The organism is Pseudonocardia sp. P1 (assembly GCF_000178675.2).
Taxonomy (GTDB): Bacteria; Actinomycetota; Actinomycetes; order Mycobacteriales; family Pseudonocardiaceae; genus Pseudonocardia.
Genome location: NZ_ADUJ02000001.1, coordinates 679,052 through 690,283 on the forward strand (window position 1 = coordinate 679,052; position 11,232 = coordinate 690,283).

Annotated in this window: 7 protein-coding genes; all 7 read left to right on the forward strand. The window is 75.6% G+C overall.

The window, feature by feature from the left end; translation table 11 throughout:
* Positions 1–56: 56 nt before the first annotated feature.
* The 7 genes from PP1_RS02685 (at position 57) to PP1_RS02715 (ending at position 11,226) form a co-directional block, all read left to right on the forward strand.
* Positions 57–662, forward strand: coding sequence for a sulfite oxidase-like oxidoreductase (locus PP1_RS02685; protein ID WP_029239249.1), 606 nt, complete (start codon positions 57–59; stop codon positions 660–662).
* 8 nt (positions 663–670) lie between these two features.
* Positions 671–1,408: an FAD-binding oxidoreductase gene (locus PP1_RS02690; protein WP_010225516.1), complete on the forward strand. Its 738-nt coding sequence runs from the start codon at positions 671–673 to the stop codon at positions 1,406–1,408.
* Between the two features lie 210 nt (positions 1,409–1,618).
* Positions 1,619–6,145: a Pls/PosA family non-ribosomal peptide synthetase gene (locus PP1_RS02695; RefSeq protein ID WP_212592103.1), complete on the forward strand. Its 4,527-nt coding sequence runs from the start codon at positions 1,619–1,621 to the stop codon at positions 6,143–6,145.
* Positions 6,142–6,840 (forward strand): BPL-N domain-containing protein, encoded by a 699-nt coding sequence (locus PP1_RS02700; RefSeq protein ID WP_249265980.1) that lies wholly within the window; start codon positions 6,142–6,144, stop codon positions 6,838–6,840. The genes PP1_RS02695 and PP1_RS02700 overlap by 4 nt, the downstream gene beginning before the upstream one ends.
* Positions 6,837–8,201 (forward strand): heparan-alpha-glucosaminide N-acetyltransferase domain-containing protein, encoded by a 1,365-nt coding sequence (locus tag PP1_RS02705; RefSeq protein WP_075314202.1) that lies wholly within the window; start codon positions 6,837–6,839, stop codon positions 8,199–8,201. Before PP1_RS02700 ends, PP1_RS02705 begins: the two co-directional genes overlap by 4 nt.
* 10 nt (positions 8,202–8,211) lie before the next feature.
* Entirely contained in the window at positions 8,212–9,675 is a 1,464-nt protein-coding gene (locus PP1_RS02710; protein WP_139323871.1) for a M1 family aminopeptidase, read from the forward strand.
* Between the two features lie 93 nt (positions 9,676–9,768).
* Positions 9,769–11,226, forward strand: a complete 1,458-nt coding sequence (locus PP1_RS02715) for a cytochrome ubiquinol oxidase subunit I (protein WP_010224871.1) — start codon at positions 9,769–9,771, stop codon at positions 11,224–11,226.
* The last annotated feature ends 6 nt before the right edge of the window (positions 11,227–11,232 follow it).

Here is an 11,232-nt window from a genome sequence, read left to right on the forward strand (position 1 = left end):
TGACGCAACCGACCGCCGGCGGGAACAACCGGCCCTCCGGGTGCATTGTCGTCGTCATGCCCCGTGTGACCCGTGGCTTCGTCGGCCGCCGTCCCCGCGACTCCCGGCTGCCGCCCGGCCAGTACGACGCCGGTGACCAGTGGCCGGTGCTCACCGCCGAGCGGGCGCCGCACCTCGACACCGACCGGTGGACGTTCCGGATCGAAGGGCTCGTCGAGCGCGAGGTCGAGTGGACCTGGGACGAGATCGGCGCGCTGCCCCGGGAACGGTGGGACGGCGACATCCACTGCGTCACGACGTGGAGCAAGTTCGGGATGCGCTGGTCGGGCATCCCGGTCGACGACCTGCTCGAGGCGGCGGGCCCGCTGCCGCGGGCCCGGTTCGTCGTCGCGCACTCGCACTCCGGCTACACGACCAACCTGCCGCTGGCCGACGTCACCGGCGGGCGGGCGTGGCTGGCGTTCGACGCCCAGGGCGGGCCCCTGACCCGGGAGCACGGCGGCCCGGCCCGGCTGCTGGTCCCGCACCTGTACTTCTGGAAGAGCGTCAAGTGGGTGGCCGGGCTGCGGGTGCTCGCCGAGGACGAGCCGGGGTTCTGGGAGCGCAACGGCTACCACGACCGCGGCGACCCGTGGCGCGAGCAGCGGTTCCAGGGGGACTGAGGGCACCGATGAGCACGGACCCGGGCACCCGCCCGACGACACCGCGCCGCACCCTGCGCTGGCAGGCCGCCACCGTCCTGGGGATCCGGGACGAGGCCCCGGCGGTCCGGACCTTCACCCTCGGCCTGGAGGAGCCCGCCCACCACCTGCCGGGCCAGTACTACGTCCTGCGGCTCACCGCGGAGGACGGCTACACCGCCCAGCGGTCGTACTCGGTCGCCTCCGCCCCGGACGGGCGCCCGGAGATCGACCTGACCGTCGAGCGCCTCGACGACGGCGAGGTCTCGGAGTTCCTGCACGACGTCGTCGTCCCCGGGGACGTGCTGGAGGTGCGCGGCCCCGTCGGCGGCTGGTTCGCCTGGACCGGGGACTCCCCCGCGCTGCTGGTCGGCGGCGGGTCCGGGCAGGTCCCGCTCACCGCGATGCTCCGTCACGCCCGCGCCGCCGGACGTCCCGACCTGGTGCGGATGATCCTGTCCGTGCGGACCCCGCGCGACCTCTACTACGGCGACGAACTCCACGTGCCGCAGGTGACGCCGGTGTTCACCCGCACCGCGCCGGACGGCTCGGTCCGGCCGGCGGGCCGGCTCGTGCTCGACGACGTCGCACCGCACGTCCGCGGCGGGGAGACCGCCTACGTGTGCGGCTCCCCCGCGTTCGCCGACGCCGCCGCGGCGCTGCTGGCCGAGGCCGGCGTTCCCGACGACGCGATCCGGATCGAGCAGTTCGGCCCCACCGGCAGCTGATCCGCCCTGGACCGGTGCGCTCCCCCGGGTAGCCGACCAGCGGCACCCACACAGCGGGCAGACCGCTCCCCATGCTCACGCAACGTGATTGAGATAGGTCACCCCGAATGCTGTCGGCGTAACACGATTGGGTTTCCGGACCGACGTACCGGGAGCACCACGGCCTCGTGACCGGAGCGCTCCCCAGCAGCTCCCCCAAGGAGAATGACCTTGACGTTGTCCCCGCCCCGGGCGGGCACCGAGACACGCCCGGCTCCGGCCGGACCGCCCCACCCCGATCGGCTGCACCGCTTCTTCGAGGCGTCGGTGGCCCGCCGCCCCGACGCCGTCGCCCTCCAGGACGGCGCCCTGGAGCTGACCTACGCCGAGCTCGACGCCCGTGCGGCGCAGCTCGCCCGGTACCTCCTGGCGCGGGGTGCCGGGCCGGGGCGCCGGGTCGGGATCCTGCTGCACCGCAGCTGGCGGACCTACGCGGTGCTCCTCGCCGTGCTGAAGACCGGTGCGGCGTTCGTGCCGATCGACCCGGCCGCGCCCGCCGACCGGGTCGTCTACATCCGTGACGACGCCGGGCTCGACCTGCTCGTCACCACCTCGGACCTCGCCGAGGAGCTGCCCCGCGACCGGGTCGTGCCGCTGGACCTGTGCGCCGCCGAGGTCGCCGCGCTGCCGCGGCACCCGCTCGAGCCCGTCCGGCCCGGCGCGGACCCGCTCGCGTACATCATCTACACCTCGGGCTCCAGCGGCCGCCCCAAGGGCGTCGCCGTCGCGCACCCCAGCATCTGCAACTTCGTGCACGTCATCACCCAGGTGTACGACGTCCGCCCGCACGACCGCGTCTACCAGGGCATGACGATCTCGTTCGACTTCTCCATCGAGGAGATCTGGACGACCTTCGCCGCCGGCGCGACCCTCGTCGTGGGGCCCACCGACTCCCGCCGGATCGGCGCCGAGCTGGGCGACTTCCTCGCCGACACCGGCGTCACCGTGATGTGCTGCGTCCCCACGCTGCTCGCCACGATCCCGCGCGAGCTGCCCGCGCTGCGGACCCTGCTCGTCGGCGGCGAGGCGTGCCCGGCCGGGCTGGTCGAGCGCTGGGCGGGGCCGGGCCGCCGGATGCTCAACACCTACGGCCCGACCGAGGCGACCGTCACCGCGACCTGGGGCGAGCTGGTGCCCGGCCGCGCGGTCACCATCGGCCGACCGGTGCCCACCTACTCGGTGGTGATCCTCGACGACGCCCTGCGCGAGGTCCCCCGCGGCGAGGTCGGCGAGATCTGCATCGGCGGACCGGGCGTCGCCGTCGGGTACGTGAACCTGCCGGAGAAGACCGCCGACCGGTTCGTCCGGCACCCCGCGGCACCGCCGAACGGCGACGGCCGCCTCTACCGCACCGGCGACCTCGGCCGGATCGACGACCACGGCGAGATCGTCTACCTGGGCCGGGCGGACGACGAGGTCAAGATCCGCGGCCACCGGGTGGACCTCGGCGAGATCGAGAGCGTCGCCCTGGAGCGCGCCGACGTCGAGAGCGCCGTCGCGGCCCTGACGAAGCCCGGGGACGGTACCGGCGAGGAACTCGTCGTCCACGTCGTGCCCGCGGCCGGGCCCGGCGGGCCGGTGGACCGAGCAGCCCTGCACGAGCTGCTCCGCACCCGGCTGCCCGAGTACATGGTCCCCGGGTACCTGGAGGTGCTCGACCGGCTGCCGATGATGCCCAGCGGCAAGGTCGACCGGCCGCGGCTGCCCGCGCCGTCCGGGCCGCGGATCGTCGTGACGGACGGGCCGATGGTCGAACCCGCGACGGAGCTGGAGACCCGGGTCCGGTCGGTGCTCGCCGAGGCGCTGTCGCTGGAACCGCACCTGGTCTCGGTCACCGCCGACTTCTTCGACGAGCTCGGCGGCCACTCGCTGCTCGCCGCCCGCGTCGTCACCCTGCTTCGGGAGCGCGGCGTCGGGCGCAGCCCGGCCGTGCGCGACCTCTACGAGAACCCGGACGCCCGCGCGCTGGCCGCCGCGCTCGACCCGGACGCCGGCACCGGCACCGGGGGCACGCCCGGCTCGGTCCCGCCGCCGCCGCGCCCCGAGCCGCTGCGGCACTCGCGGCGCCGCTACTCCGCCGCCGGCGCCGCGCAGGCCGGGTCCCTGTTCGTGCTCATGCTGGTGATGACACTGCCGGCCGCCGGGGTCTACGCCTGGCACGGCGGTCGCGTCGCCCCGGACGTGCTGGCCCAGCTCGCGCTCGGCGCCACCGCGGTCTTCCTGCTGCAGCGCTGGCTGCTGGCGCCGCTCGCGGTGCGGGCGCTGAGCGCGGGCGTCCGTCCCGGGCGCTACCCGATGTGGGGGCGGGTGCACCTGCAGTTGTGGGCGGCGGACCTGCTGCTGTCGATGTCCCCGCTGCCGGTGCTCTCCGGTGGCCCGCTCGCGCCCGGCTACCTGCGGATGCTCGGGGCCCGCGCGGGCCGCGACGTCCACCTGGGCAGCTCGGTGCTGTCGCTGCCCCGGATGCTGCACCTCGGCCACGGCGCCACCGTCGGGCACAGCGCGGCGCTGCGCCCGTGGACGGCCGCGGACGGCTGGATCACCGTCGCCCCGATCATGATCGGCGAGGGCGCCTACGTCGGGGCCGGCTCGGTCGTCGAACCGGGCGCGGTCATCGGTGCCGACGCCGTCCTGGGCGAGCAGTCGGCGGTGGCGGCCGACCAGCTGGTCCCGCCCGGGGAGCACTGGGCCGGGTCGCCCTCGGCGCCGGACGCGGCCGACGCCGCCGTCGCCGAGCTGTCCGAGCGCGGGCCCGCACCGGGGTGGACCCGGGCGCAGCTGGCCGCCGCGGCCGCCGGTGTCGCCGCCCTCGAACTGGTCGCGCTGGCGTCGCTCGTCCCGGCGGTGCTGCTGGTGTGGACGTCGCTGCTGTTCTTCGGCGACGGCCCCGCGCTGGCCGTCGCGGTCGCCGTCGGCCCGGTGTTCGTGGTGACCGTCTGCGTGCTCGTCGCGCTCGGCCGCCGGATCGTCCGGCCCCGCACCGGGCCGGGCGTGTTCCCCGCGCGGTCCGCGCTGGGGCTGCGCAAGTGGTTCGGCGACAAGCTGCTCGAGATGAGCCTGGCCTACACCAACTCGCTGTACTCCACGCTCTACACGGTCGGCTGGCTGCGGCTGCTCGGCGCCCGGATCGAGCGCGGCGCCGAGGTCTCCACGGCATCGCACATCGACCCCGAGATGCTCACGATCGCGCAGGGCTCGTTCGTCGCCGACATGGCCAGCGTCGGCAGCGCCACCTTCCACAACGGCTGGATGGTCCGCCGTCCGACGCTGGTGGGCCGGCGGGCGTTCGTCGGGAACGCCGCCGTCGTCCCGGCCGGGTCGGAGCTGGGCGACGAGTCGCTGGTCGGGGTCGCCACGGTGCCGCCGACGTCCGGCGTCCCGCGGGACACCACCTGGCTCGGGTCCCCCGCGATGCACCTGCCGGTCCGGCAGGACTCCGGCGACCACCCCGAGAGCATGACGTTCGCGCCGTCGCGGCGGCGGGTCGCGGAGCGGCTCGGGATCGAGACCCTGCGTGCCACGCTGCCCGCGTCGGCGATCTCCGTGTCGCTCTACCTGTTCCTGCAGGGCCTGTCCGACGTCGCACGGACCGCCCCGGCGTGGGTGGTGGTGCTCGCGGCGCCCGCTCTCGCGCTCGGCACCGCGCTGCTGCTGGTGCTGCTGGTCGCGGCCGTGAAGTGGCTGGTCGTCGGCACCTACCGGCCGCGCCGGGAACCGCTGTGGAGCCGGTTCGTGCGCCGCTCGGAGTTCGTCACCGGCCTCTACGAGGCGTCCGCGGTCCCCGGGCTGCTGACGATGCTGTCCGGGACCCCGCTGCTGCCCCCGATGCTGCGGCTGCTCGGCGCCCGGATCGGGCGGCGGACGTGCGTGTCGACCACCTACCTCACCGAGTTCGACCTCGTGGTGATCGGCGACGACGCCGTGGTCGGCCGGGACGTCTCCCTGCAGACCCACCTGTTCGAGGACCGGGTCATGAAGATGTCGACGGTCACCGTCGGCCCCGGCGCCTCGGTCGGCGACCGCGCGATCGTGCTCTACGACGCCGTCGTCGGCGCCGGGACCCGGCTGGACCCGCTCTCCCTGGTCATGAAGGGCGAGCACCTGCCCGACGACACGCGCTGGCGCGGCATCACCGCGCAGGCCGTGCTCGACGCGCCGGCGGAGCCGCTCCCCGCCCTCCCGGCGCCGGACCCGGAGCGGACCACCCGGATCGCCCCCGTCACCGACCACGCCGACCCGGAGCGGACGACCGCGCTCGCGCGGGTCGGCGGGGCACCCGACCCGGGCCGCACGGTGCGGCTCCGTTCGGTGCAGGCGGCCCGGTCGGCGCCGCGGCGGTCGGGTGGCGACACCGTGCGCCGGGCCCCGGCCGTCCCGGCCGCGCGCCGGCCCGAGGAGGCACCCGTGGAGGCACCCGTGGAGGCACCCGTGGAGGCACCCGTGGAGGCGACGGCCCGGCAGGCGCCCGTCGTCCCCGCAACGTCCGGTCCGGGGCCGCAGCGGGTCCCGGTCCCGGCTCCCCGGCACGCGAGCCGGTCCGCCCCGCCGGCCCCGGCCTCCCGGCCCGCCCCGCCGGCGGCGCCCGGTCCGCGGCGTCCCGGTGCCGGGCAGGGCCGGCACCGCCGGGGCCCCGCGCAGGAGGCGTCCCGGCCGTCGCCGGGACCGGCGGGCGACCGCCCCGGGCCGGGACCGCGGTGAGGCTGCGCGACCTGGTCGGCGGCCCACGGCGGCCCTCCGGTGACCGGCCCCTCGCGCTGGTCTACCGCGGCCGGGCGAGCGTGCCCGGCTGCCCGGAGTCGGTGGCGGCGCTGCTGGCGTCGTCCCGGCACGGGTTCGACGTCCGGTTCGTCGGCCGCCGCGAGGACCTCCCCCTGACCGCGGAGACCCTGGCCGGCGCCGCCCTGTACGCCCAGCCCGGCGGCGGGACGCTCGACGCGGCCTGGCGCCGGATGCGCAGCGCCCGCGGCCCGGTCCGCGGGTTCGTCGCGGGCGGGGGTCGTTACCTGGGCTTCTGCCTCGGCGGGTACCTGGCCGGGGCGACACCGGGCTTCGGGCTGCTACCCGGGGACACCGACCGGTGGATCGGCCGGCCCGGCGCCACCGTCGGCCACGACGGCGACGCCGTCGTCCGGGTCGACTGGCGCGGCCGCGACCGGGCGCTCTACTTCCAGGACGGGCCCCGCTTCCTGCTCGACGCGGACGCCGGCGGCACCGTGCTGGCCCGCTACCCCGACCACGAGGTCGCCGCCGCCGTGACGCCGTTCGGCGCCGGCCGGGTCGGCGTCGTCGGCCCGCACCCCGAGGCGGGGCCCGACTGGTTCGACGACGCCGGGCTCCCCCGCACCGACGCGCGCGACCTCGGCCTGCAACTGATCGACGAGGTGATGGCGTGACCCGACCGGCCCCCGACGCCGAACGGACCGTCCCGGCACTGCAGCCGGTCCGGCTGCCGGAGCAGCGCGCGGTCCCCGCCCCACGGCCGCGACCGGACCGGGCACCGGACGGGAACCGGTCCGGGAACCGGCTGATCGGCGTCGACGCCGCCCGTGGTGTCGCGCTGCTGGGGATCGTCGCGGTGCACGCCCTCGTCGAGACCACCGACGACGGCGTCCCCACCCCCAGCTACCTGATCTTCGGCGGCCGGTCCGCGGCGTTGTTCGCGCTGCTGGCGGGGGTGTCGTTCGCGTTCCTGACCGCGCGGGCCCGGGTCCGCCCCGGACCGGACCTGGCGGCGGCCGCGGCGTCGCTCGCCACCCGCGCGGGGATGCTGATGCTGGTCGGGCTGGCGCTGAGCTGGACCGACCCGACGATCGCCGCGCTGATCCTGCCGTACTACGCGGTGGCGTTCCTGCTGGCGATCCCGCTGGTCGCCGTCCCGACGCGGGTGCTCGCGCCGCTCGCGGTGCTGCTCTGTGCCGGGGTGCCGGTGCTGTCGCACCTTGTGCGGCCTGCTCTTCCCGATCCGTCGCTGGCGAACCCGTCGCTCGTCGAGATCGTCACCGACCCGGGCGGGGCGCTGTCCGAGCTGGCCGTGACCGGGGCCTACCCCGCGGTGCTGTGGGTGTCGTACATGGCGGTGGGGATCGTCGTCGGGCGGCTGCGGCTGTCGTCGCCGCGCACGGCGCTCGCGCTGCTCGGCGGGGGCGCCGCCGTCGCCGTCGTCGCGACCGTGACGTCGATGTGGCTGCTCGGCCCGGGCGGCGGGTACGCCGCCATCGCCGCGGCGAGCCCGCCCGCCCTGCCGGCGTCCGCCCCGACGATCGCCGACGCCGTCGCCGGCTACCCCGACGGCGTCACCCCCACCACCACCTGGTGGTGGCTGGCGACGGTCGCCCCGCACTCCGGCACCCCGCTGGACATGCTGCAGACCGCGGGCTCCGCGCTCGCGGTACTGGGGGCGGCGCTGCTGCTCGCGGGTGCCACGCACCGGGTGGTCGCACCGGTCGCCGGCGTCCTCGTCCGCCCGCTCGCCGCGGCCGGGTCGATGACGCTGACCTTCTACGTCGCCTCGATCCTGTTCATGAACTCCCCGCTGGACGTGTTCGACCCGGTCGAGGGCTACCTGTGGCAGATCGGCGTCGCCCTGGCCGCCGGGACGGCGTGGCGCCGCGCGGTCGGCCGCGGGCCGCTGGAGACGCTGGTCTCCGCACCCGCGCACGCCGTGCGCGACCGGGTCCGGGCCCGTACCCGCGATCGGGTGGCACCCGCCGGTGGGCCGCGCTCGCCGATCGCTGCGGGCCGCGACCGCCGGTAGCCTCGCGTCCATGATCGACCTCACCCGGCGGTACCGCGGTCTCGCCGGGGTGGCGGTCGTCCTGGCGGTCGTCGGCGGCTGCGCGGCCGGTGTCCCGGACACCGACCGGGCGGCCCCGGCGCCCGACCGTCCGGTCGTCGACGCCACCCTGGACATGGCACCCGACCTGTCGTCGGCGACCGGCACCCAGACCGTCCGCTTCACCCCGGACACCCGGGTATGCGAGCTGGTGTTCCGGCTCTGGGCGAACCGGCCGACCGCCTCCGAGGACGGCACGTCGTCGGAGGTCACCCGGGCGTCGGTCGGCGGGACGCCGGTCACCCCGCGGGTCGAGCAGGCGGGCGCCCCGGACGGTGCGCCCGGCACCCTGGTCGAGCTGCCGCTGCCGTCGTGCGCCGAGGCGGGCACCCCGGTGACGGCCGATCTCAGCTTCCGGCTCACGCTCGGCGCGGACTCCGCCGAGCGGATCGGGTACTCGCCGAGCGCCGGGACGGCCTGGCTCGGCAGCCCGCTGCCGGTGCTCGACCACGTCCGGGGCCGCGGCTGGGTGCGCGAGCCGGCACTGGACATCTCCGGCGAGACGGTCGTGTCGGAGGACGTCCGGCTGAACTCGCTGGCCGTCACCTCGGGCGACGACCAGCAGGTCGCGGGCGTCGGCACCCCCACCGGGAGCAGCCCGGCGGCTCCGGGCCGCACGACCCGCACCTTCACCGCCGACGCGATCCGCGACGTCGCGATCGCGGTGGGCGCCTACCGGATCACCGAGACGACGGTCGGCGGCACCCGGGTGCACGTCGCGCTCCCGGCGGCCGGCCGCGCCGGCGCCGGTGACGGTGAGAGCGGCGGCAGCGAGCAGGGTGGCGATCTCCGCGGGTCCGCCTCGGACTGGTCGGAGAGCGTCGCCGACAACCTGACCCGGCTGGAGCAGCTCCTCGGCCCGCACCCGTATCCGGACCTGTGGGTGACGATCGTCCCCACCCAGAGCGACGGCGTCGAGTTCCCGACGCACGTCCAGTTCGGGGACGTCTCGAACGGCACCCGCCCGTCGCTGGTGGCCCACGAGCTGGCGCACATGTGGTTCTACGCGCTGGTCGGCAACGACCAGGCCCGCGACCCGTGGCTCGACGAGTCGTTCGCGACCTGGGCCCAGGCGATCGTCTCCGACCAGTTCGACTACTACCGCCTCGACAAGTACTCGGCCGGGTCGGACGGGCGGATCGGCGACCCGATGCGGGTGTGGGACCGCCGCGGCGGGTTCGACGGCTACGTCACCGGCGTCTACGACCAGGGCGCCGCCGCCCTGCTGGAGGGCCGCCGCCGGGTCGGAGCGGAGCGGTTCGACGAGGCGGTGCGCGGCTACCTCGACGCGAACGCGCACCGGGTCGCCGGGCCCGCCGACGTCGAGCGCGCGTTCGCCGGCCTGCCACCGGTGCTCGACGTCCTCCGCGAGCACGGAGCCTTCACGCAGTCCTGAGTGGCGGGCCCCACCCCGGCCCCGGCCCCGTCGATCTTCTACTTACGGTAGAACTACTACTGAACGTAGAACTTCGCGGAGGACGGGGCCGGAATGGACGCGCTCGACCTGGCACGCTGGCAGTTCGGGATCACGACGATCTACCACTTCCTGTTCGTCCCGCTGACGATCGGCCTGTCCGTGATCGTCGCCTCGCTGCAGACCGCGTGGTTCCGCACGGGCCGGACCGAGTACCTGCGCGCGACGAAGTTCTTCGGGAAGCTCTTCCTGATCAACTTCGCGATGGGTGTGGTCACCGGCATCGTGCAGGAGTTCCAGTTCGGGATGAACTGGAGCACCTACTCGACCTTCGTCGGCGACGTCTTCGGGGCGCCGCTCGCGATGGAGGCGCTGATCGCGTTCTTCCTGGAGTCGACCTTCATCGGGCTCTGGATCTTCGGCTGGGACCGGCTCCGGAAGGGCGTCCACCTGGCCTGCATCTGGGCCGCCGCGCTCGGGTCGAACCTGTCGGCGTACTTCATCCTCGCCGCGAACGCCTGGATGCGGAACCCGGTCGGCTACGAGGTCGACCCCGCCACCGGCCGCGCCCGGCTCACCGACATCGGCGCCGTCCTGGCCAACCCGCAGGCGTGGTCGACCTACTTCCACGTCGTCGCCGCGGCGTTCGTCATCGCGGGCCTGTTCGTGGCCGCCGTGAGCGCCTGGAAGCTGATGCGGGAGCGGTGGCCGCGGACCGGTGACGCGGTCCCGCACGGCTCCGAGCACGAGCTGTTCCGGAAGAGCCTGCGGGCCGGCCTGCTGGTCACCCTGATCGCCGGCGCGCTCGTCGTCGCCTCCGGGGACCACCAGGCCAAGCTCGCCGCGACCTACGAGCCGATGAAGCTCGCCTCGGCCGAGGCGCTGTGGCAGACCGAGGGCTCCGCCGGGTTCTCGCTGTTCGCGGTCGGCGACATCCAGGGCAGCCGCAACCACATCAACGTCCAGATCCCGGGTGTGCTCAGCTTCCTCGCCACCGGCGACCCCTGGGGACCGGTGCAGGGCATCGAGAACGTCCAGGCCCAGTACGAGGCCCTCTACGGCCCCGGCGACTACCGCCCGAACATCGCGGTCCTCTACTGGTCGTTCCGCATGATGATGGGGCTCGGGCTGGCCGGCGTCGCCGTCGCGGCGGCGGGACTGTGGCTGACCCGCCGCGGACGACTGCCCCGGCACCGCTGGATGTACCGCGTCGTCGTCGCGGCGCTGCCGGCCGCGCTGGCCGGGAACATCTTCGGCTGGATCCTCACCGAGATGGGCCGCCAGCCGTGGACCGTGCACGGCGAGCTGCTGACCGCGGCGAGCGTGTCGCCCGGGGTGAGCCTCGGGCAGGTGGCGTTCTCGCTGGCCGCGTTCACGCTGCTCTACGGCGTCCTCGCCGTCGTCGAGGTGGGGCTGCTGTTCCGCTACGTGAAGGCGGGCCCGGCCGCCGCGATGCCCTACCCCGACCCCCCGGAGCCCGACGGCCCCACCGCCGCACCCGGCGAGCGCCGCGACCCGGCGTTCAGCTACTGAGGAGAG